This window comes from Kitasatospora sp. CB01950 (genome assembly GCF_001905465.1).
GTDB lineage: Bacteria > Actinomycetota > Actinomycetes > Streptomycetales > Streptomycetaceae > Kitasatospora.
Genome location: NZ_LISX01000012.1, coordinates 94,740 through 116,106, shown reverse-complemented (window position 1 = coordinate 116,106; position 21,367 = coordinate 94,740). Strand labels below are relative to the sequence as shown.

17 protein-coding genes are annotated in these 21,367 nt (G+C 74.5%); 8 read left to right on the top strand and 9 right to left on the bottom strand.

Annotated elements, in window-relative coordinates:
- Nucleotides 1-38 precede the first annotated feature (38 nt).
- Entirely contained in the window at nt 39-752 is a 714-nt protein-coding gene (locus AMK19_RS26490) for an ABC transporter ATP-binding protein (protein ID WP_073815971.1), read from the bottom strand.
- Nucleotides 753-908: 156 nt separating this feature from the next.
- Here AMK19_RS26490 and AMK19_RS26485 point away from each other — a divergent pair, with 156 nt between their 5' ends.
- Genes AMK19_RS26485 through AMK19_RS26475 form a run of 3 tightly spaced genes read left to right on the top strand, consistent with a single transcriptional unit; the run spans nt 909 to nt 7,854 of the window.
- The gene (locus tag AMK19_RS26485; RefSeq protein WP_073815969.1) at nt 909-4,166 is read left to right on the top strand and encodes an FtsX-like permease family protein; all 3,258 of its coding nucleotides are present in this window, start codon (nt 909-911) and stop codon (nt 4,164-4,166) included.
- Nucleotides 4,163-6,904, top strand: a complete 2,742-nt coding sequence (locus AMK19_RS36135) for a hypothetical protein (protein WP_073815967.1) — start codon at nt 4,163-4,165, stop codon at nt 6,902-6,904. Before AMK19_RS26485 ends, AMK19_RS36135 begins: the two co-directional genes overlap by 4 nt.
- The gene (locus tag AMK19_RS26475; protein WP_073815965.1) at nt 6,901-7,854 is read left to right on the top strand and encodes an ABC transporter ATP-binding protein; all 954 of its coding nucleotides are present in this window, start codon (nt 6,901-6,903) and stop codon (nt 7,852-7,854) included. Before AMK19_RS36135 ends, AMK19_RS26475 begins: the two co-directional genes overlap by 4 nt.
- 44 nt (nt 7,855-7,898) lie before the next feature.
- Here AMK19_RS26475 and AMK19_RS26470 read toward each other — a convergent pair whose 3' ends face one another.
- Entirely contained in the window at nt 7,899-8,741 is an 843-nt protein-coding gene (locus AMK19_RS26470) for a helix-turn-helix domain-containing protein (protein WP_073815963.1), read from the bottom strand.
- A gap of 129 nt (nt 8,742-8,870) precedes the next feature.
- Between AMK19_RS26470 and AMK19_RS26465 the strand changes: the two genes are divergently transcribed.
- A complete protein-coding gene (locus AMK19_RS26465) occupies nt 8,871-9,239 on the top strand; it encodes a VOC family protein (protein WP_073815961.1) in 369 nt (122 codons plus the stop codon).
- A 53-nt stretch (nt 9,240-9,292) separates the two neighbouring features.
- On the opposite strand, the gene AMK19_RS26460 is transcribed toward AMK19_RS26465, so the two are convergent.
- The 3 genes from AMK19_RS26460 to AMK19_RS26450 form a co-directional block, all read right to left on the bottom strand.
- Complete coding sequence (locus AMK19_RS26460) at nt 9,293-10,090, bottom strand: maleylpyruvate isomerase N-terminal domain-containing protein (RefSeq protein WP_073815959.1); 798 nt, start codon at nt 10,088-10,090, stop codon at nt 9,293-9,295.
- Nucleotides 10,091-10,150: 60 nt separating this feature from the next.
- A complete protein-coding gene (locus AMK19_RS26455) occupies nt 10,151-11,215 on the bottom strand; it encodes a DUF2804 domain-containing protein (RefSeq protein WP_073815958.1) in 1,065 nt (354 codons plus the stop codon).
- Between the two features lie 156 nt (nt 11,216-11,371).
- Entirely contained in the window at nt 11,372-12,829 is a 1,458-nt protein-coding gene (locus tag AMK19_RS26450) for an MFS transporter (RefSeq protein ID WP_073815956.1), read from the bottom strand.
- 122 nt (nt 12,830-12,951) lie between these two features.
- Between AMK19_RS26450 and AMK19_RS26445 the strand changes: the two genes are divergently transcribed.
- Together AMK19_RS26445 and AMK19_RS26440 are read left to right on the top strand one after the other, a co-directional pair.
- Nucleotides 12,952-13,413: a MarR family winged helix-turn-helix transcriptional regulator gene (locus tag AMK19_RS26445; protein WP_073815954.1), complete on the top strand. Its 462-nt coding sequence runs from the start codon at nt 12,952-12,954 to the stop codon at nt 13,411-13,413.
- Nucleotides 13,414-13,711: 298 nt separating this feature from the next.
- Nucleotides 13,712-14,488, top strand: coding sequence for a LamB/YcsF family protein (locus AMK19_RS26440; protein ID WP_073815952.1), 777 nt, complete (start codon nt 13,712-13,714; stop codon nt 14,486-14,488).
- Nucleotides 14,489-14,638: 150 nt separating this feature from the next.
- On the opposite strand, the gene AMK19_RS26435 is transcribed toward AMK19_RS26440, so the two are convergent.
- Nucleotides 14,639-15,883, bottom strand: a complete 1,245-nt coding sequence (locus tag AMK19_RS26435; protein WP_073815950.1) for an acyl-CoA thioesterase/bile acid-CoA:amino acid N-acyltransferase family protein — start codon at nt 15,881-15,883, stop codon at nt 14,639-14,641.
- Between the two features lie 310 nt (nt 15,884-16,193).
- On the opposite strand from AMK19_RS26435, the gene AMK19_RS26430 reads away from it, so the two are divergent.
- Entirely contained in the window at nt 16,194-17,036 is an 843-nt protein-coding gene (locus AMK19_RS26430) for an undecaprenyl-diphosphate phosphatase (protein ID WP_073816083.1), read from the top strand.
- 210 nt (nt 17,037-17,246) lie between these two features.
- Complete coding sequence (locus tag AMK19_RS26425) at nt 17,247-17,699, top strand: VOC family protein (protein WP_073815948.1); 453 nt, start codon at nt 17,247-17,249, stop codon at nt 17,697-17,699.
- 13 nt (nt 17,700-17,712) lie between these two features.
- Here AMK19_RS26425 and AMK19_RS26420 read toward each other — a convergent pair whose 3' ends face one another.
- The 3 genes from AMK19_RS26420 to AMK19_RS26410 form a co-directional block, all read right to left on the bottom strand.
- Nucleotides 17,713-18,702, bottom strand: a complete 990-nt coding sequence (locus AMK19_RS26420; RefSeq protein WP_241844596.1) for an ArsR/SmtB family transcription factor — start codon at nt 18,700-18,702, stop codon at nt 17,713-17,715.
- Between the two features lie 222 nt (nt 18,703-18,924).
- On the bottom strand, nt 18,925-19,656 hold the full coding sequence (locus tag AMK19_RS26415; RefSeq protein WP_073815944.1) for a DUF1775 domain-containing protein: 732 nt from the start codon (nt 19,654-19,656) through the stop codon (nt 18,925-18,927).
- Nucleotides 19,657-19,666: 10 nt separating this feature from the next.
- Complete coding sequence (locus AMK19_RS26410) at nt 19,667-21,094, bottom strand: hypothetical protein (protein ID WP_073815942.1); 1,428 nt, start codon at nt 21,092-21,094, stop codon at nt 19,667-19,669.
- Nucleotides 21,095-21,367 lie beyond the last annotated feature (273 nt).

Here is a 21,367-nt window from a genome sequence, read left to right as displayed (position 1 = left end):
CCACCGGCGCTGCGCCGGTGGCCCGCAGGACGTGCGGGTCAGCTCGCCGCAGCGGCCTCCGGCAGGCTCACCGTGCCGTCGTGCAGTTCGATCACCCGGTCCGCCTGCGCCATCAGGGCCGGGTCGTGGGTGGCGACCAGCGCGGTGACGCCCTGCGAGCGGACCACCGCGCGGAGCAGCTCCATCACGGCCAGGCCGGTCTCCGAGTCGAGCTGGCCGGTCGGCTCGTCCGCGATGATCAGGGCCGGTTCGTTGGCCAGCGCCCGGGCGATCGCCACCCGCTGCTGCTGGCCGCCGGAGAGTTCGGTGGGCCGCTGCGCGGCGTGGTCGGCCAGCCCGACCAGCGCCAACAGGGTGCGGACCCGCTCCTCGCGTTCGGCGGCGGGCAGCCGGCGCAGCCGCATCGGGACGCCGACGTTCTCGGCGGCGGTGAGCGTCGGCAGCAGCCCGAAGGACTGGAAGACGAAGCCGATCCGGTCGCGGCGCAGCGCGAGCCGCCCCGACTCGTCGAGGGCGGACAGGTCGGCGCCGTCGAGCGAGATCCGTCCGCCGGTCGGGGTGTCGAGCCCGCCGACCAGGTTGAGCAGGGTGGTCTTGCCGGAGCCCGAGCGGCCCTTGAGGGCGGTGAGTTCGCCGCGGGCCGCGGTGAAGGAGACCCCGCGCAGTGCGTGCACGGTGCGCTCACCGCTGCCGAAGCTGCGCCAGAGCTCCTCGACCACGACCATCGGCGAAGACTTGTCGGTTTCGTTCATTCTCTGGTCCCCCGTGCGCGCGCCGTTGTGAAGGAAGGGGATCGATTCTGCCCACCTCCGAGCCTGTTTGCGCAAGGCCCTTCCGCTGCTCGTTCGTATCTGACAGAGTCGTCCGCCATCCGGTACACGCTGACCGGTGACGGGGGAAGTGGGAACATGCTCGGCTTTGTCCTGCGCCGACTTCGCGGGCGGCTGCCGCTGGCTGCCGCCGTGCTCTTCACGGTGCTGATCACCACGACGGTGCTGACCACACTGGTCGCCTTCAACCGCACCGCCGCTGAGGCCGGCCTGCGCCGGAACCTGCACGGCGGCGGTCGACCGGTCGTGCAGTTGAGCGCCGACCACACGGTCGACACCAGGTCGGCGGACGACGCGAAGGCCGCCGCGCTCGGCGCCCGGCTGTTCGACGGGCTGCCGGTCGCCACGCAGTCCCTGGCGCTCAGCCGCGCCTACGGGCTGCCCGGCCCGCCGAACCCGACCCACGAGGCGGACCTGACGGTGCTGGCCGCGCTCGACCACGGGCAGGTCCGGCTGGCGGCCGGCCAGTGGCCGACCGCCGAGGGCGCCGCCGCGGGCCCGGGCACCGGCGGGACGGTCCGGGCGGCCGTGCCGAAGAGCACCCTGGTCCGGCTCGGCCTGGCCGAGGACGCGCTGCCCGCGCAGATCACCCTCTCCGACCGGTACGGCGGCAAGCCGCTGACGCTCCTCGTCACCGGCGTCTACCAGGTCGCCGACCGGGACGACCCCTACTGGCGGCTCGACCCTCTTGGTGGCCGCGAGATCCAGATCAGCGGCTTCACCACGTACGGGCCGATGCTGGTGGACGACGGCGTGTTCACCTCCGGCCTGCTGGCGCAGGGCCGCCGGAACGCGATGCTGACCGCCGACTTCTCCACCGCCGACCCGGAGCGCATCGACCGGATCCGTTCCCGCGCCGAGCACCTGCCGGAGCTCGCCAAGCAGTACAGCCCCGACCTCCAGCAGACCTCCGAACTACCAGCCCTGCTGGCCGAGTTGAACTCGGCGACGCTGGTCACCCGGTCCACCCTGCTGATCGGCGCGCTGCAGCTCGCGGTGCTCGCGGGCGCCGCGCTGCTGCTGGTGGTGCACCTGGTGGCGGAGCGCCAGTCGCCGGAGAACGCGCTGCTCACCTCGCGCGGCGCGACCCGGGGCCGACTGGTCGCCTGGACGGTGCTGGAGACGCTGCTGCTCGCGCTGCCCGCCGCCGTGCTCGCCCCGTTGCTGACCGCTCCGCTGCTGCAGCTGCTCACCTCCTGGGGCCCGCTCGCCGGGTTGCCGCTGGCGCACACCGACACGGCCGTCCGCTGGCCGGTGGCGGCGCTGTGCGCACTGGCCTGCGTCCTCCTCGCCGCGCTGCCCGGCCTGCTGCGGCGCGGCGGCGAGCGGGTGGTGTCGCGCCGGCAGGCCGTGGTCTCCACCGCGGCCCGCTCCGGCGCCGACCTGACGCTGCTGGCCCTCGCCGTGATCGCCTACCAGCAGCTCGACGCCCGCACCGGCGGCCTGTCGGCCGACTCCTCCGGGCAGTTGGGCATCGACCCGGTGCTGGTCGCGGCGCCCACCCTGGCGCTCTGCGCGGGAACGCTGCTGGTACTGCGGGTGCTGCCGTTCGCGGCACGGCTCGGCGCCCGGCTGGCGGCCCGCGGCCGCGGGCTCGGCCCGGCGCTCGGCGGCTGGCAGCTGGCCCGCCGCCCCGGCCGGGCGAACGGCCCGGTGCTGCTGCTGGTGCTGGCGGTCGCCACCGGCGTCCTGGCGCTCGGTCAGCACGCCGCCTGGCGCGACTCGCAGCACGACCAGGCCGACTTCGCCGCGGCGGGCGGCCTGCGGATCCAGGCGTCCGCGCTGCCGCCGATGGGCCAGGGCGGCCGGTACGCGACGCTGCCCGGCGGCGACCGGCTGCTCCCGGTCGCCGGGTTCGACCAGTGGCTGCCCGGCGACCGGAAGGGCCGGGTGATCCTCACCGACACCGCCCGCGCCGCGGCCGAACTGCACGTCCGGCCCGACCTGTTCGACCACCGCCCGGCCACCGAGCTGTTCGGTCCGCTCGCCGAGCCGCAGCCCACCGGCGTCCCGCTGCCCGGCACGCCGTCCCGGATCGACCTGACCCTGGACGTCCACGTCGCCGACCTCCCCACCGACGGGTCGGTCCCGCCCTGGCGGCAGCAGCAGCTGACGGCCCCCGACCTGTGGCTCCAGCTGCGCGACAAGTTCGGTGCGGCGTACCGCATCCTGGCCCCGCAGCTGCCGATCCGCGGCGAGACCACCCTCTCCGTCAACCTGAACGCGCTGACCGCCGCACCGCTGGGCTCCGTCGCCGCGCCGCTGACCCTCACCGGCCTGGAGCTGACGTACGGCACGAACTCCAGCGAGGCCGCCAGCGAGGTGACGCTCCGCCGGCTGGCCGTCGCCGACTCCGTGACCGCGGCGCCCACACCCGTCTCCGCGCCCGCCGGCGCCTGGAGCCTCGCGTCGGGTTCCCCCGTGCGGGTGAGCGGCCCCGACCAGGACCGGATGATGACCGCCTCCTACACCCCGCCCCCGCCCGGCAGCCCCACCGAGGCGCGCGACAGCAAGCACGCCCTGGTGTACGCCCCCGGCGGCAGCATGACCGGCCCCGAGGTCAAGGGCCTGGCCACCCGCGCCTACCTGACCGACGCCGGCGCCAAGGTCGGCGACCTGATCAAGGTCCAGGACGGCAACACCAGCGTGCCCGTCCGGATCACCGGCCAGGTCGAGGCGCTGCCCGTGTACGGCGCGAGCGCGCTGCTGCTCGACCTCGCCACCACCGACCGCTGGCTGAACGACCGCAGCGCCGAACTCGCGCCGGTCTCCGAGTGGTGGCTGCCCGCCACCGGCCCCGACGACCGCACCCCCGCCGAGGCCGCCGCCGCGCTGCGCTCCGGAGCGACCGCCCAGCGGCTGACGCTCCGCGAGGACGACGTCGCCGCCCGGTCCGGCGACCCGCTGAGCGCCGCCCCGCAGAGCGCGCTCGCCGCGCTGGCGCTGGCCGCCGCCGTCCTCGCCACCATCGGCTTCGCCGCCGCTGCGGCCGCCTCGGCGGGCGAACGGGCCGGCGAGTCCGCGGTGCTGCTCGCCCTCGGCACCCCCCGACGGCTGCTGCGGCGCACCGCCGCCGCCGAACAGGTCGTGCTGGTGGGCATCGGCACCGGCGTCGGGCTGCTGCTCGGAGCCGTGCTGGCCCACCTGGTGGTGCCGCTGGTGGTGCTCACCCCGGCGGCGACCCCGCCGACACCCGAGGTCCTGGTCGGGCTGCCGCTCGGCCAGGTGCTGATCCTGGCGGCCGGGACCGCCGCCCTGCCGCTGCTGTCCGCCTTCCTGGTCGGCGGCCGCCGCCGGGACGTGGCTGCCCGGCTCCGGTTCGTGGAGGACAAATGAGCACCCCGGCCCCCTGGGTCCGTACCCGGCTGCGCACCGCGCCGCTGGCCGCCCTGCTCACCGGCGCCCTGGCGCTGACCGTGGTCTTCCTGGCCGCCGCACTCCCCCGGGCGCAGGACCGCGGCGCGGACGGCGCGCTGCACAGCTTCCTGCGCACCGCCGGCCCGACCGCCACCAGCATCCAGATCACCGCCGCCGTCCCCACCACCGGCGACCCGTCGCAGCAGCTGGACACCACCGCGGGCCGGCTCACCGACACCATCGACCCGGTGCTGCCGCTCGACCCGAGCGGCCCGGTGTACGGACGCCGGGCCGGCTGGGCGCGTTCGCTGGGCGACCCCGCGCTGGACCGCCCCGAGGGCGTGGAGCCCGAGTTCGCCGTGCAGTACCAGCACGGCACGACCGAGCACGCCCGGTTGACGGCCGGCCAGTGGCCGGGCGCCGCCGCCGAGGGCGAACCGATCCCGGTCGCGGTGTCGGAGGCCACCGCCAGGACCGTCAAGCTCACGCTCGGCACGGTGTACGACGGCGGCAAGTCGGTGCAGGACCGCAACCTGGAGAAGCTCCGCCCGCAGCGGATCAAGGTGGTCGGCCTGTACACCGTCGACAACCCGTCCGACCCGTTCTGGGACCGGTTCGGCTGCGCCGTCACCACCTGCATGAACCTCACCCCCAGCAGCGGCCCCGGCGACCCGCCGGAGCGGTACTGGTACGCCGTCGCCCTCACCGGCCCGGAGGGCATGTCCCGCATCGCCGACTGGGGCCGCGCCGCCGAGGACTACTGGCGGATGCCGGTACGGGTCGACGCCCTGCGCGCCGACCGGCTCCGGGAGACCTCCTACGATCTCGCCGCCGTCACCACCGGCCCGGTCGGCGTCAAGGCCTCCACCTCGCTCGGGCGGTCCAACGTACGGATCACCACCGAGCTGCGCACCCTCGTCGACAACGCCTGGAAGCGGCAGTCCGCCATCGACTCGCTCGCCTACGTCGGCCCGGCCGGCGCAGCCGGCGTCGCCGCCGTGGTGCTCTGCCTCGCCGCCGCGCTGACCGCCGAACGGCGCACCACCGAACTGCGGCTGCTGCGCGCCCGTGGCGCCTCGACCCGCGGGATCTGGCAACGGCTGCTCGGCGAAGGCGCGTTGACGGTGCTGCCCGCCGCCGGGCTCGGCGCGCTGCTCGCCTTCACCCTGCTGCCCACCCCGCGCTGGCTGCCCGCCGCCGTCGCGGCCGGCTCGGTGACGCTGCTCGCCCTGCTGGCCTTCCCGGTCCGCACCGCGCTGATGCTCCGCGTCAAGGCCTCCGCCGGCCCGTCCGGTCGCCGCCGCCTGCTGGCCGAACTCGGCGTGCTGGTCGCCACCACGGCCGCCGTCACCCAGGTCGTCCGACGCGGCGTGGCCCCGCTCGGCGAGGGCGTCGACCCGCTGCTGGTGACCGCGCCGCTGCTGGTCGCCCTCACCGGCGCGCTGCTGCTGGCCCGGCTCCAACCCGCCCTGATCGGGCTGCTGGCCCGCTGGGCCGGCCGGCGCCCCGGCGTGATCGGCTTCCTCGGCCTGGCCCGGGCCGCCCGGGGCAGCGGCCCCCGCTCACGCCCCTCGATGCTGCCGCTGCTCGCCCTGGTGCTCGCCGTGACCTGCGGCGCGATCGGCTCCACCGTGCTCAGCTCGGTCGCCGCGCAGCGCTCCACCGTCGCCCGGTACAACATCGGCGCGGACGTCATGGTCGGCGCCGGCTCGCTCGCATCGCTGCCCGACGACTTCGTCGCCGCCGCCGAACGGCTGCCGGGCGCGGACGTCTCGCTGCCGGTCTGGGTCGACGAGGACGTCGTGCTGGTCACCGACGGGAACTGGTCCGCCCGGGTCAACATCGTGGTCGCCGACCCGGTCAAGTACGCGAAGATCGCCGAGGTCGCCGGGCGCGGACGGTTCGACCCGTCGGTGCTCACCGGACCCGTCGAGCCGGGCGGGCCGATACCGGCCGTGGTCAGCAGCGACCTGCCGAAGGGCCGGTTCGACCTCCGGCTGGCCGGCGGCGAGGCCGTCCCGATCCGCAGCGTCGCCGTCGCCGACGGCACCCCCGCCCTGAACGGCTCGGCCGGCACCACCGTGGTGCTGCCGCTCTCCGCCGTCACCGACCTGATGCCGCGCTTCGGCAGCCCCCACGAGTGGCTCGCCGCCGGCAACGTCGACGACACCGCGGTGCGCGCCCTGGCCGAGAAGCACCTCGGGCCGCCGGCCGTCGGCACCAAACCCGGCCACCAGGTGCGCACCCGCGCCGGGGAGGTCGGCGAGCTCGCCAAGGACCCGCTGCAGTCCTCCGCCGAACGGCGGTTCTGGGTCTCGGTCGGCGCCACCGCCCTGTTCGCGCTGCTCTCCGTCCTGCTCACGCTGTTCCGCGCCGGACCGGAGCGCGCCGCCACCCTGGCCCGGCTGCGCACCATGGGCCTGCGGCCCCGGCAGGGGCTGGCGCTGATCCTGGCCGAGGCCCTGCCGCACGCCCTGGTCGCCGCCCTCGGCGGCGCACTGACCGCGGTCTGCTGCGTGCTGATGCTCGGCCCGGCCGTCGACATCGCCCCCCTGGTCGGCGCCTCCGACCCGACCGGGCTGCGGCTCACCGCCGCACCGATCCTCCAACAGGCCCTCGGGCTGGCGCTGTTGGCCGCCCTCGCGGTGCTGGCCGAGACCGCCGTCACCGCCCGTCGCCAGATCACCACCGAGCTACGAGCGGGAGACAACCGATGAGCACTCCGCCCCCGAGCCTGGACGAGCTCCAGCGCAAGGCGCTGGCCGCCAGTGCGCCCCGCGCCGTCCGCTCCGACCTGGCGATCAGCTGCGAGCGGCTGGTCCGGATCTTCAGCAGCGACGGGATCGAGGTCCAGGCCCTCCAGGGCCTCGACCTGACGGTCGACCAGGGCGACCTGGTGGCCCTGGTCGGCGCGTCCGGCTCCGGCAAGTCCACCCTGCTGAACGTGCTGGCCGGGCTGGACACCCCGACCGCGGGCAGCGCCACCGTGGCCGGCTGCGACCTGCTGACGATGACCGCCAAGGACCGGCTGCGCTACCGGCGCGAGGTGGTCGGCTTCATCTGGCAGCAGACCGCCCGCAACCTGCTGCCGTTCCTCACGGCCGCCCAGAACATCGCCCTGCCGATGCAGCTGCGCTCCGGGCACCGCGCCGCGAAGAAGCAACGGACCCGCGTCACCGAACTGCTGGAGGCCCTGGACATCGGCGAGTTGGGCCACCGACGCCCCGCCGAACTCTCCGGCGGCCAGCAGCAGCGCGTCGCCATCGCCGTCGCCCTGGCCAACGACCCGGCGGTGCTGCTCGCGGACGAGCCCACCGGCGAACTCGACTCCGAGACCGCCGTCGGCATCTTCGAGGCGTTCCGCACCGTCAACCGCGACCTCGGCACCACCGTCGTCGTCGTCACCCACGACCCGATGGTCGCCGGCGAGGTCCGCCGCACCGTCGCCATCCGAGACGGCCGCACCAGCAGCGAGGTGCTGCGCCGCACCGTCACCGACGAACACGGCCAGGAGACGGTCAGCGAACGCGAGTACGTCATGCTCGACCGCACCGGCCGGGTGCAACTGCCCGCCAAGTTCCTCGCCGCCCTCGGTATGGAACACCGGGTGGCGGCCGACCTGGCGGCCGACCACATCGAACTGCGGCCGGACGACACCGACGGATAGCAGGCCCCCGTGGAAGTTCCCCGAGTTGCGGGAGAACCCGGCGATCAGCAAGCTCCGGCGGCAGGCGGGCCTCCCGGAGCGACGCCGCCGGCCAGCAGCCGGCGCAGCGCGGTCGGGGTGCGGCCGAGGTGGCGGCGGGCGGTGCGGGTCAGGTGGGCCTGGTCGGCGTAGCCGAGGTCGGCGGCGAGGGTGCTGAGGCTGGTCTCGCCGGCCTCCAGGCGGTCGAGGGCGCGGGCGAGGCGGACGCGGTGGCGGTAGTGGGTGACGGTGACGCCGAGCTCACGCGGGAAGGCCCGGCTGAGCCGGTACGGGGACGCGTCGAGCAGGTCGGCGAGCCCGAGCAGGGTGCCGGCGGCCGGGTGGTCGGCGGCGATCGCCTCCCGGGCGGCCGCGACCAGGGCGCGGTCGGGGTGCTCGTCCGTGCAGGGCGCGGGGCCGGTGGTCGTCCGGGCGACGGCGGTGGCCAGCAGCGCGAGCAGCTCCTCGGTGAGCGCGTAGTCGACGTCCCCGTCGCGGGCGGCGCGCAGCACCCGGCGGTGGGCCAGGTCGAGCGCCGGGTCGACGTAGAACGCGCCGGGCCGCTGCCGGTCGCCGTCCCCCGCGAGGGTGCGCCAGAGCGCGGGCGTGACGATGACCGCCGTGCACCGGTCGCCGCCCGCCGGGTGCGCGAACGCCTCCTCCTCGCCCGGGACGCCGAGGTAGCCGACGCTCGGGTCGAGGTCGGCGGCCGTCCCGCCGGAGCGTCGGCGGAAGCGGCCGCTCCGGACCAGCACCACCCGGTGGCCGCCGTGCACTTCGGGCGGTGACCACCGGGTGTGGTCGCTGCGGCAGGCGACGGCGCTGAGGTCGAAGTCGGGGCGGGCGGCGACGGATCGTAGCGAGAGCACCGGCGAACGGTACTCGGCGGGTCCGACAACGGGCTTGGCCCGCAAGGATGTTCAAGACCCGGGCGGGCCGGGTGGGCGAGGCTGCTCCGCGAAGCCGCGAACGGCTTCCGTTTCCCGAGGAGTGTTTCCGTGTCCGTACTCACCCAGCTCGCCACCGTGTCCGTGAACTGCGCCGACCCGGTGGCCCTGGCCGCCTTCTACCAGAAGGCGACCGGCTGGCAACTCGCCGACAGCGGCGAGGATTTCGCCGCCCTCTCCGCCGGTCCGGCCGGCCCCGGCCTGGCCTTCGTGCGAGTCCCCGCCGACCGCACCCCGAACTGGCCCGAGGACGCCCCGAGCCTCCACCTCGACTTCACCGTCGCCGACCTCCCCCAGGCCGTCGCCGCCCTGCTCGCCCTCGGCGCCGGCCGCCCCGACTTCCAGCCCGGCGGCGACGGCTGGACGGTCCTCACCGACCCCGAGGGCCACCCGTTCTGCCTGGTGCCCGCCTCCGCCTGACCCTCGGCTCCCCCACCGGAGCTTCGGACCCTCGCCCGCGGCGGCGGGCGGGGTCAGCGTTCCGGGTCCCAGTCGATCAGACGGTCGAAGACCCGGGTGTCGCCGCCGAGCTTCAGATCCTCGAGCGGGAAGCGGCCGTAGAACATGAGGAGCAGGTCGGACGCCGGGCCCGCGGCGGCGGCCGAGGGCACGGCGTCCGCGGGGACGGCGACGAGGGCGGCGCCGGCGGCGGAGAGGTCGTTGCGCCAGGAACGGCCCTCGGTGGCGTGGTAGTCGGCGGTGGCGGCCTCGTGCGGCCAGGCCTCCGTGGTGGTGCACATGGTGGAGAGGAACTCCTCCACGCCGTCGAGCGCGATCCCGACGGGCACCGGCTCGGCCGCGCCGGCGGCGAGCTGTGCGTCCCAGGTGTGCACGGCGATCTCGTGGAGCTGGCGGCGGGCGACGCCGGCGCCGGTCAGCGGCGTCTGCGACTTGCCCCACCAGCCCCAGCAGGTGCGCTCCGGGCCGGCCTCGCGCAGGGCGTCCAGCAGGAGCGCGACGGAGGCGGCCAGCCAGCCGAGCAGCGCCTCGCGCTCCTCGGGGGCGGCAGTCTCGCCGATCGGGTCCTGCTTGGCGGTAGCGGCCGGCCCGGCCGCGACGGTCGCGGCCCAGGCGCGGCGGCCCTCGCCGATGTGCTGGGCGAGGTCGCGCAGCGTCCAGCCGGGGCAGGAGGGCACCGGCGCGTCGAGGTCGGGCGCGGCGGCGATCGCGGCGCGGAACGCCGTCGCACGGTCGTCGATCAGGCGCAGCAGCTCGGCGAAGCCGGGGCCGGGGCCGGGGCCGGGGCCGGCGAAGTCAGGGTTGTTGTCCACGCGCGGTGTTGTACCAGCCGCGCCCGCCCGCCGGACACCGGTTTTTGCGCGGCTCTGCCGTCACCACCGCATCCGGACGTCCTCGGCCCAACCCAACAGTCCGTCCACGGCGACGAGTTGGCCCTCGTCGGTGCGGATCGTGCCGCGGTAGCGGCCGAAGCACTGGTCGGTGCGGTTGGCGAGCAGGCCGGCCTCGGTGCGGACCCGGCGGTCGTGGAACGGGGTGAAGGTCAGGTCGACCTGGTCGCTGCCGGGGGTGGTGATCCGCCAGGGCGCGAGCGGGTCGGCGGGGTCGTACTGCCAGTCGAGTTCGGCGCCGATCTTGCTGAGCCGGCCGTCCACGCAGAGCGCGTTCTCGGTGGAGCCGGTACCGACCGTCCACTGGCCGCCGAACTGGAGGCCGACGACGTGCCCGTCGGTGCGGCCGGACGCGGCGCCCCAGTTCCAGCCGAGCGAGCGCGGCCAGCGGCCCCGGCCGTGGTCGAGCACGCCCCAGGCGTCCTCGTCGAACGCGTAGCTGCGGTTGCCGAGCCGGACGGTGCCGGTGGCGGGGCGCGCGGTGTGCTTGGAGGTGTACTGAAAGCGCTTTCCGTCCCAGGGGACGACCACCGACAGCGTTTCGTGGCCGTCGGGCAGCGCGACCAGCAGGTCCACTTCGAGCGGCCGCAGGTCGGCGGTGAGCGCGCGGGCCTGCAGCCGGGTGCCGTGCTTCTCGTGCCGGATCACCACCCGGACCTGTCGGCGGTTCGGGCGCTCGGGGCCGACGACGAGGTCCGCGCCGTGCGGGCCGCCGGAGCCGGCGATCCCCTCCGGCAGGGCGGTGGCGCGCAGCGGCAGGCCGGGGGCGAGTGCGGTGCGTTCGTGGTCCTCCAGGACGCCGTGGTCGTCCCAGGCGAGGAAGTGGACGCTGTCGAGGGTGAGGAAGTCGAGGTCGCTGACGGTCAGCGCGACCAGGTGGGTGGGCGTGGTGACGCACCAGTACTCGAAGCGCTTGGTGCGTCCCCAGCCGCGCAGGTTGGCCCGGTGCAGCGGGGTGCGGGACCAGCCGACGGCGTCGGGGTCGAGCTGCCCGTCGGGGCGGCACAGGTCGACGGGTTCGGTGATCTCACGCTCATGGGTCGCCATCCGCGCACCCTACTGCTGTGCCTCGGGCTCGGCCCTCCCTTTCGGATCTTGTCGGATCAGCGCGCGGCATCGGGCGCCCGGCAAGATCCCGAAGAGCGGGCCCAAGGCCACGGGCCGCCCGCGGCTGCGGACGGCCCGTGATTCAGCACGGTCGGGCTACTTCGCGGCGGCGCCCTCTGCCGCACCCTCGGCGACAGCCGGAGCCTCGTCGGTGGGCACGGCCTTCAGGGCGGCCGTCCGGCGGATGCCGGGGATGGCGAGGGTGACCAGGCCGGCCAGCACGGCCGCGACGGCGCCGATCAGGAACGCGGTGCGGAAACCGCTTTCCGACGGCAGTGCGTGGCCGTGGAAGTCGACCGTCATGTGGGCCAGCACCACGCCGATGACGGCGGAGGAGGTGGACGTGCCGATGGAGCGCATCAGCGCGTTCAGGCCGTTGGCGGCGGCGGTCTCGGAGGCCGGGACGGCACCCATGATCAGCGCGGGCATGGCCGCGTAGGCGAACGCGATACCGCCGCTGATCAGGCAGGAGAACACCAGGACGCCCCAGGCGTGGCCCATCAGGGCGAGCGCGGCGAGGTAGCCGCCGGTGATGACGACCGCGCCGACCAGCAGCGAGACCTTGGGGCCCTTGGCGCGCGACAGCTTGGCGGAGATCGGCGACAGCAGCATCATCACCAGGCCGGCGGGGGCCATCCACAGACCGGCGTTGACCATCGACTGGCCGAGGCCGTAGCCGGTGCTGGTGGGCAGCTGGAGCAGCTGCGGGGAGACCAGGCTCATCGCGTACATCGCGAAGCCGATCACCACGGAGGCCAGGTTGGTCATCAGCACCTGACGGCGGACGCTGGTGCGCAGGTCGACCAGCGGCTGTTCGGTGCGCAGCTCCCACCAGCCCCAGACGGGCAGCACGACCAGCGCGACGGCGAACATGCCGAGCGTGGAGCCGGACGCCCAGCCCCAGTCGCCGCCCTTGGAGATGGCGAGCAGCAGGGAGACCAGGCCGATGGTGAGGCCGATGGCGCCGACCACGTCGAAGCGTCCGCCGGAGCGCACCGGCGACTCGGGGACGAGGGCGAGCACGGCGCCGGCGATCAGCGCGCCGAGCGCGGCGGAGATCCAGAACAGGGCGTGCCAGTCGACCTTCTCCGCGATGACGGCGGACAGCGGCAGGCCGAACGCACCGCCGATGCCGAGCGAGGAGCTCATCAGCGCCATCGAGGAGCCGAGCTTCTGCGGCGGCAGTTCGTCGCGCATGATGCTGATGCCGAGCGGGATGACGCCGGCGCCGACGCCCTGCAGGACGCGGCCGATCACCATCGGCGCGAGCGAGCTGCTGAGGCCGCAGATCACCGAGCCGATGACCAGCAGGGTGAGGCTGATCAGCAGCACCCTGCGCTTGCCGTACATGTCGCCGAGTCGGCCGAGCACCGGGGTGGCGACCGCGCCGGCCAGCAGGGTGGCGGTGATCACCCAGGACGCGTTGGCGGCGGTGGTGTGGAGCAGCTCGGGCAGTTGGGGGATCAGCGGGACGACCAGGGTCTGCATCAGCGAGACCACGATGCCCGCGCCGGCGAGCACTCCGACGACGGGGCCGGTGCGTGCCTGACTCATGGGGTTCTTCTCTTCTCTACGACTCTCCGCACCTGCATATGCATGATGCACATATTGTGTACCATACATATTTGAGTCTTGCGGGATATGCTGCCGAAAAGTGACGCACGGGACGGAGGAGCATGCGGCACACCAAGGAACTCTCCCTGATCGAGCGGGAGATGATGCTGCTCAGCCGCCACCAGGTGCTCGCCACCGCCCGCACCTCCGGCAGCCCCGACAGCCTCGACCGCAGCGCCTACACCCTGCTCAGCCGGATCGAGACCGAAGGCCCGCTCACCATCGGCCAGCTCGCCGAGGCGTTCGGCCTGGACACCTCCACCGTCAACCGGCAGACCGCCGCCATGCTCCGGGCCGGCCTGGTCGACCGGATCCCCGACCCGGACGGCGGGGTGGCCCGCAAGCTGCGCATCACCGAGGACGGGCTGCGCCGCCTGCACCGCGACCGCGACTGGTCGATCCAGGGCCTGGCCCGGGTGGTCGACGACTGGTCCGCCGAGGACCTCGCCGCGTTCGCCGGGATACTCGAACGCTTCAACCGCGACATCGAGAAGATCCAGGGCCGCCCCTGGCCGCGCGCCTGACGCCCGCGCCCCTCCTCACCGCTGCTCCGCACCGCTCCCCCGGCCGCGCGGCCGACGCCCGCGCCCCTCGTCACCGTCCGCCGGCCCGGCGTCAATTCGCGCCGCCGGACGCTCCCCCGACCGCGTTGCACCCGAGCGGGTGGCCGGTGCGGCACGGGACCGGAAACTGGCGGGTAAAACCTGTCGCCCGGGGTCCGGTGACCGCCCCCGGCGAAACGATCAGGCCCTACGATCACCCCCAGGAGCGGGCACCCGGGGCCCCGGGTCGGACCGTGCGGGAAAGGGCGGGCGAGGCGAAGTGGCCGAAGCGGCGATCGATCTCAATGCGGACCTCGGCGAGGGCTTCGGCCGCTGGCACCTCACCGACGACGAAGCCCTGCTCTCGGTGGTCACCAGCGCCAACGTCGCCTGCGGCTTCCACGCCGGGGACCCCTCCACCATGCGCCGGGTGTGCGCACTGGCCGCCGAACGCGGCGTGCGGATCGGCGCCCAGGTCTCCTACCGCGACCTCGCCGGATTCGGCCGCCGCGCGATGGACGTCCCGCCCGAGGAACTCGCCGACGAGATCGCCTACCAGATCGGCGCCCTCCAGGTGTTCGCCCGCGCCGCCGGCTCCCGGGTGTCGTACGTCAAACCGCACGGCGCCCTCTACAACCGGGTGGTGCACGACAACGAGCAGGCGGAGGCGGTGGTTTCGGGCGTCCTGCGCTCCGGCGCGATCTGCGACGGCCCGCTGCCGCTGCTCGGCCTGCCCGGCTCCCGCCTGCTGGCCGTCGCCGAGGGCGTGGGCCTCCCCGTCGTCGCCGAGGCCTTCGCCGACCGCGCCTACACCTGGGCCGGCACCCTCGTCCCCCGCCGCGACCCCGACGCCGTCGTGCACGACCCCGAGGCGGTCATCGCCCGCGCCGTCGGCATCGCCCGCGACGGCACCGTCACCGCCGTCGGCGGCGAGACCATCACCGTCCGCGCCCGCTCCCTCTGCGTCCACGGCGACACCCCCGGCGCGGCCCAACTCGCCTGGCGCGTCAGGGGCGCGCTGGCCTCCGCAGGCGTCCGCGTGGAGGCCTTCACCTGACCTGTCGCCACCCGGCGGCCACCACCGGAGAATTCCTCGAATTCGTGCCGCCACGACCGCCCGGAAATGCCCCGCACACGCCCTCCGCACCCCCCGCACCGAGGCCCACACGCCCCCGTCGCACCCCCTGACGGACGCCCGCCGCCACTCTCAACTGTCCAGGAAGGACAGCAACTTCGCCCACCCGCCGACATGCGCGGCCTGGTTCGCGGCGGCGTCGCCGCCCAGGTCGAGCGTCGCGCCGTCAAGGGTGACCAGGGTGCCCCCGGTGGGCAGGTACGGGAACCCGGCGACGGCGTGCCCCGCGCCGGGGTAGAGCACGGCCTGCCGGTTCGGCGCGGCGGCGGTCGGGGTGCCGATCTGCCGGGCCCAGCGCGGCGCCGGCCAGAGCCGGTCCTGCTCGCCGGCGACGGCCAGGATCGAGGCGGTGATCCGGTCCAGCGCGATCGGCCCGGTCGGCACGGGGGCGCCGTTCTCGGTCCACGCCACCCCGCCCGGCAGGCCGCCGTTGACGTCGGCGGACGGCGCGTACACCATCACCCGCCGTACCAGGTCGGGCAGTTGGGCGGCCACCAGCAGGGCGAGTTCGCTGCCCCGAGAGATGCCCTCGACGGCGATGCCGCCGGTGGCGCCGGTGGCGCCCGTCCGCTCGGCCAGCAGCCGGGCCGCACCGGCCGCGTACTCGACCGGGATGTTCTGCAGCGTGGGCGGCAGTCCGAGCGCGCCGAAGTAGGCGACGGCCAGCGCGGGGTGGCCGTGCGAGGCGAGCAGTGCGGCCGCGCCGACGCCCGAGTTGCCGCCCTCGGAGCCGCCGAGCAGCAGGATCGGGGTCTTGGCGGGCGTCCCGGCGGGCGGCAGGTAGAGGGTGCCGACGACGTGGTCGGTGTCGAGCTTCAGCGCGGTGGCGGTGACGCCGTCGGCCGTCCAGCGGCGGGTGACGGTGTGTTCGGCGGCGGCCGGGCCGTCGGCGGTGGCGGTGATGCGGATCGGGAAGTCGGCACCGGCCGCGGGCGGCGGCGGGGTGAACAGCGTGGTGGCGATGCCGTCGGTCGGGAGCATCGACCAGAACAGGCCCATGCCGTCGACCTGGTGGTAGGAGCCGCTGATCGGCGCGTCCCGGTCGAGGCTGACGGAGCCGTGGCTGTCCGCGCGGTAGACGGCCTTGGACTGCCATCCGTTGCCGGCGATGTCCCGGGCCTCGGCGGTGACGGTCACCTCCTGGCCCGACCGCAGGCCGCCCACCACCAGGTGCACGGGCTGGTCGGCGAGCGTGTCCTTCTCGACCGCGAAGATCACCAGGTGGTGCCGGTCCGATCCCGACGTACAGCCCGACGAGCCGATGAGCAGCAGCGCGCCCAGGGCAGCACCCAGGGCGCGGCGAGTTGTCCAGACCATTCTTCCCCCCGTGTCGCGGAGCATTCTGCCGTGCGACGGGAGTGGTGCTCAAGCGAACCGACTCTCGAACTTCCGCTCCGTGCGCAGTGGTTGACCGCACGCCGGACGCCCGCCCGCTCCCCGCCCACTATTGGGGAAATCACCTCATATGTCCGATTGCTAGTTCCCCGACACCTGGAGCCCCTATCATGCGGCCACGCCGGACCGAGCCCCCCAGGACAGGCCCTGGCCGCAACCGGACCACCCCACGAACGAACAGGACGGACGCCATGCTGAACCACCGAGCGATATCCGCGGGGGTAGTCCGGTGATCGACTGGTTCCACGGGGCCGTACTCGGTCTGCTGCAGGGCCTGACCGAGTTCCTGCCGGTCTCCTCCAGCGCGCACCTGCGGGTGTTCTCCGCCCTCCTCGGCTGGGACGACCCGGGCGCGGCATTCACGGCGGTGACGCAGTTGGGCACCGAGACGGCGGTGCTGATCTACTTCCGCCGCGACATCGGCGCGATCATCAAGGCCTGGGTGCTGTCACTGTTCAAGGCCGAGTGGCGACGCGACCAGAACGCGAAGCTCGGCTGGTACGTGATCGTCGGCACGCTGCCGATCGGCATCATCGGCAAGCTGTTCCAGGACACCATCGAGACCACCCTGCGCGATCTGCGGCTGATCGGCACCACGCTGATCGTCTTCGGCCTGATCCTCGCCGTCGCCGACCGCTCCCGCGCGGTCCGCAACGCCCGCCCGATCAGCTCGCTGACCTTCCCGCACGCGCTGATCTACGGCGCGGCCCAGGCGCTGGCCCTGATCCCGGGCGTCTCCCGCTCCGGCGGCACCATCAGCGCCGGCCTGTTCCTCGGCTACAGCCGGGAGGCGGCCGCCCGCTACTCGTTCCTGCTGGCCATCCCGGCCGTGCTGGCGTCCGGCGGTCTCGAACTGCTCAAGATCGGCGAGGGCCCGGCGCCCGCCTGGGGCCCGACCGTCCTGGCCACCCTGATCGCCTTCGCGGTCGGCTACGCGGCCATCGCCTGGTTCCTGAAGTACATCTCGAACAACAGCTTCATGCCGTTCGTGATCTACCGGATCCTGCTCGGCATCACCATCATCGGCCTGGTGGCCGCCGGCGTCCTCACCCCGGACGCGGGCGCGGCGCACTGACCCCACCCGCACCCCCGCGAAAGGGGCGGGCCCCCGAACCACCGGGCGGCCCGCCCCTTTTCCGTACCCCTACCGCCGCGCACCCGCCCCACGCACGTCCGCCCGTCGGCGACCGGTCGGCGGGGCTTCCTCGAATGGCGCGGCACGGCAGCCGACACTGTCAACGTGCCTGTTTGTTAATCGATCTGATGTGCGATTGGATTCGGTGGCATGACACTCTCGTGGAAACTGGTCGTGGACAGCGCCGACGCCTCCGCCATCGCCGCGTTCTGGGCCGCCGCCCTCGAATACGAGCGGGAGGACCCCACCGCCCTCATCGACTCGCTGCTCGCCGCCGGCCGCCTCCCGGCCGCCGCGGTCCGCGAACACCCGGACGGGCGCAAGGAGTTCCGCGGCTACGCGGCCGTCCGCCACCCCGAGGACCCGTACGACCCGGTCTCCGACATCGGCAAGGGCCGCCGCATCCTCTTCCAGGACGTGCCCGAGCCCAAGGAGGGCAAGAACCGCCTCCACCTCGACATCCACTCCGACGGCCGGCTCGAAGCCACCGTCGCCCGTCTGGAGTCCCTCGGCGCCACCCGCCTCAAGGAGCACGACCAGGGCCCGATCGGCCACTGGTGGGTCATGCTCGACCCGGAGGGCAACGAGTTCTGCGTCGCCTGACGCCCCTCGATCCTCACAACTCCGCGGCGCCGTCGGCGAGATGGTCGCCCAGTGCGGTCCGGTGGTAGAGCACGCGGCGGCCGACGCGGGTGCGGTCGACCAGGCCGGCGTCGCGCAGCACCGCTAGGTGGCCGCCGACGGTGCCGACGGACTGGGCCATCAGGGCGGCGAGTTCGCTGGTGGTGGCGGGCGTGTCGAGGTGGCGGAGGATCACCGCCCGGCCGGCCCCGATCAGCCGGGCGAGCGCCCGGGCACCGCCGGTCGCGCTGCCGGTCGCGCTGCCGGCGGTGCCCGTCCCGCGCGCAGGGTAGACGAGGGCGTGCGGACGGCCGGGCGCGTGGCACAGCCAGGAACTGCGGCGCGCGCTGACCGGAACGAACAGCATCCCGTCCGCCCCGACCGCCCGATCGTTCCCGGGCCGGTCGCCGAACCGGATCGCGTCCGCGCCCACCCACGCGCTGCGACGGTTCATCAGGTGCAGCGCGCGCGGCCACCCGTGCGCGGCCAACAGCCCGGCCCGGTGGGTGACGTCCCGCTGCAGGACGGCCCGCCGGGCGGGCCACTCGGCGGCCAGGTGGGTTTCCCAGACGCTGCGGAACAGCTCGGCGGCCCGCGCGCCGTGGTCGCGCCCGGTGCACCAGTCCACGTGCCCGCCACCCGCGCTGTGCGCCAGCGACAGTCGCAGGCCCTCCCGCACCACCTCGTCCGACACCCGCGCCACCTCGGCGAGTTCGGACTCCAGGGTGGTCTCCATCCCGCCGCCCGGCGGCAGTGCAAGGTGGTCCGGCAGATGCTTGCTCGCCGACATCAGCCCGACCAGCCCCCGCGCGTACGGGTCCGCCCGCAACCGGGCGTGGAACTCCACCCGGTGCCGGGCATGCCACTCCGGATGCCACGAATCGGCTGCGGGACGGGCGAGTTGGACGATCGCCGCCAGCGTCTCCGCGAACGGCGACAGCGCGAACCGGGAGCGCGTCAACGCCTGCGCATCCAACCGCAGCATCACCACGGCGAACCCCCGCCCTTCCCCAGGTTTCGGTGAACGGCGAAACGATAGAGCCCCGACACCCGCGCCCGCTCACTCTGCGGGTGCTTCCACCACTCCTTCACCACTCGGACCTCCGCCCGGACCCGCAGCGGCCAACGGGCAGCGCTGCGGGAGGAGTTGCCGCCGACTACGCAGCAGCGCGCGTCCGGCGGCCGCAGGCCCTGAGGCCCTGAGGTCCTAGCGGCCGGAGCGGCGGGAGCGGCGGCGCACCAGCAGGGCGATCACGGTGCCGAGCACGGCCACCGCGACCAGACCGCCGAGGACGATCGTGGTGGTGCTCTCCCCGTTGTCGTCGGATTTCGCGACCGGGTCGGACGAAGCCGACGGCGAAGCGGCCGCAGGCGCGGTGGCGACCGAGGAGACCGAGGCCTCGGCGGCCGGTGCCGAGGACGAGGGCACCGCGGCGGGCAGTGCGCTGGCTCCGGCGGCGGCCGGGCGCAGCGCGAGCGCGGGGGCGGGGTGTTCGGGCTTGGCGTCGCCCTGCGCGAGTTCGATCCACCGGTCGGTGTGCCCGTCCGAGTAGTCGACCAGGGTCTTGAACACCACCGAGGCGGCGGCGGGGAGTTGACGGATCTTCACGCTGTACTCGGCGGCCGCGCCGGGCGCCAGGGCCGGGCCCTCGAGGGCGAAGCCGTCGGCGGTGGGCGTGAACTTCCAGCCGTCGGGGGTCGTGACGGAGCTGACGTCGGCGGGGGCGAGCCCGGCGGGCAGCGTGACCTTGACGTCCTTGATGCCCGCCGTGGAGGACTCGCCCTCGACGGAGAAGGTGACGGTGGCATCGACGGCGAGCGCCTGCGCGGTCGAGGAGTTGACCTCGACGTGGGCACTGGCGGTTCCGGCCGCTCCGAGGACCAGCCCGAGGCTGAGCAGGGCGGTCAGGGCGTGGCGAGGCGCTCGCGGTCGCTGCATGGGCGTGACTCTACCGGTCGCGGGCCGTCAAACGGCCGCGAACGGCGGCATGGACTTCGGCTTCCTCGGCGGGGTCGGCGGCCAGTCGGCGCAGACGTTCGAGGACGCGGGCGTCTCCCGTGGTGGTGACGTGCGTGGCGGCGAGTTCCCGGGTGGACTCCTCGCAGTCCCACAGGCATTCGACCGCGGGGCCCTCCCCGAAGTACGGGTCGGTGACGGCGAGTGCCTGGGCTGCGCGGCCGCGCAGTTCCGAGGAGGCCGCTTCGCCGTACACGTGCCGCAGGGCGGGTACCGCGGCGTGTGCGCGGAGCCGGCCGATGCCGTCGACGAGGCTGCCGAGGGCGGTGCCGGTGACACCGTTCAGCGAGATCCACTGGTGGAGTGCGGCGACCACCAGCGGGGCGTCGCAGGCTTCGCCGGCGTCGGCGAGGAGGCGGACGGCTGCTTGGCCGAGGGCGCTGTCGGCGCTGCCGGTGGCCGGGTCGGCCCAGCGGCGGGCGTGCCTGAGCGCCTCGGGACCTCGCATCCGACCGAGCAGTTCCAGCGCGGTGGCGACGATCCGGTGGTCGAGGTCGGCGGCGGCGGTCTCGATGTACTCGGCGGCGGCCGGGTCGCGTTGCTCGACCAGGTGACGCATCGCGGCGCAGCGGGCGCCGGCCGGTCCGCCGGCGGCGGCCTCGGCCAGCAGCGGCGCGTCCTCGGGTCGGACCACGGCGGTGAGGCAGCGGGCGGCCGCGGCGGCGCGCCGGGCGAGGGCTCCGGGTTCGGTGCCTTCGCCCTGGTCGGCCCAGGCGAGGACGTCGGCGGTGGACCAGCCCGGCGTGACGCCTTGCCGATTGAGCTGCCGTTGCCACAGGTCGAACGGCGACTGCTCGCTCGCGGTGGCGACCCGCGGGTGGTGGACGGCCCACAGTCGCCAGACCCGCGGCTCGTACGCGGCGCGGATGGCTTCGCGCAGTTCGGCGTCGCCCTCCGGTCCGGACGGGAAGCGGTTCAGGACGGCGGGGGCCAGGGCGAGCAGGGTCTCGTCGGTGTCGCGCAGGGCGAGTTCGTCGAGGGCCCAGGCCCAGTTGGTCCCGGTCGTGGTGTAGGCGCGCAGCAGGTCGAGGGCGTCGCGGCGGCCGTAGCCGGCGAGGTGGCCGAGTACGGCAAGGGCGAGGCCGGTGCGGGCCTCGTCGGTGTCGGTGGCGTCCTCGGGGGAGGTGAGGTGGAGTTCGAGGCCGGTGAGGGGGGCCTCCAACTCCATGTAGAGCCGCGCGTAGTACAAGGAGCGGTTCTCGACCTGCCAGTCGGCGCGGGGGTCGTTGGTCACGCAGCTCTCGACGGCGGCGATCGCCTGGTCGCGGTCTGCGGCCAACGCATGCAGCTGCCCGTCTCCGCGGCCTCTCTGGAGGAGGCCGAGGAGGCTGGCGCTGGGCGCTATCACTGGCTCGAACATGAGGTCAGCATCCGTTGCGGCGGTCGTCGTGGCAACGGGATTTCCGTCGCCGGGGTCGGTTGGCACAGCTCAGGCGCCCGGGCGCCGGAATCACCGAAGGTTACCGCCTGGGGGGCCGATCCGCACACAGGGCAACGGATTTCCGCAGGTACGACTGTTTCCGGCCGCCTCCGCCCGCCCTGCCCGCACCGGGCCTCGGACGCCGCTCGCGCCGGGGCGCCCGGTCCGTCCGTACCGGATCGACCGGTTCCGGAAGGCGGGCGCCCCGGCGTA

What these genes read in the sequence shown, in the direction of transcription:
- AMK19_RS26490 (WP_073815971.1), bottom strand. Translation starts at nt 752, where the DNA reads ATGAACGAAACCGACAAGTCTTCGCCGATGGTCGTGGTCGAGGAGCTC.
- AMK19_RS26485 (WP_073815969.1), top strand. Translation starts at nt 909, where the DNA reads ATGCTCGGCTTTGTCCTGCGCCGACTTCGCGGGCGGCTGCCGCTGGCT.
- AMK19_RS36135 (WP_073815967.1), top strand. Translation starts at nt 4,163, where the DNA reads ATGAGCACCCCGGCCCCCTGGGTCCGTACCCGGCTGCGCACCGCGCCG.
- AMK19_RS26475 (WP_073815965.1), top strand. Translation starts at nt 6,901, where the DNA reads ATGAGCACTCCGCCCCCGAGCCTGGACGAGCTCCAGCGCAAGGCGCTG.
- AMK19_RS26455 (WP_073815958.1), bottom strand. Translation starts at nt 11,215, where the DNA reads ATGGCGACCCATGAGCGTGAGATCACCGAACCCGTCGACCTGTGCCGC.
- AMK19_RS26450 (WP_073815956.1), bottom strand. Translation starts at nt 12,829, where the DNA reads ATGAGTCAGGCACGCACCGGCCCCGTCGTCGGAGTGCTCGCCGGCGCG.
- AMK19_RS26445 (WP_073815954.1), top strand. Translation starts at nt 12,952, where the DNA reads ATGCGGCACACCAAGGAACTCTCCCTGATCGAGCGGGAGATGATGCTG.
- AMK19_RS26435 (WP_073815950.1), bottom strand. Translation starts at nt 15,883, where the DNA reads ATGGTCTGGACAACTCGCCGCGCCCTGGGTGCTGCCCTGGGCGCGCTG.
- AMK19_RS26425 (WP_073815948.1), top strand. Translation starts at nt 17,247, where the DNA reads ATGACACTCTCGTGGAAACTGGTCGTGGACAGCGCCGACGCCTCCGCC.
- AMK19_RS26420 (WP_241844596.1), bottom strand. Translation starts at nt 18,702, where the DNA reads ATGCTGCGGTTGGATGCGCAGGCGTTGACGCGCTCCCGGTTCGCGCTG.
- AMK19_RS26415 (WP_073815944.1), bottom strand. Translation starts at nt 19,656, where the DNA reads ATGCAGCGACCGCGAGCGCCTCGCCACGCCCTGACCGCCCTGCTCAGC.
- AMK19_RS26410 (WP_073815942.1), bottom strand. Translation starts at nt 21,094, where the DNA reads ATGTTCGAGCCAGTGATAGCGCCCAGCGCCAGCCTCCTCGGCCTCCTC.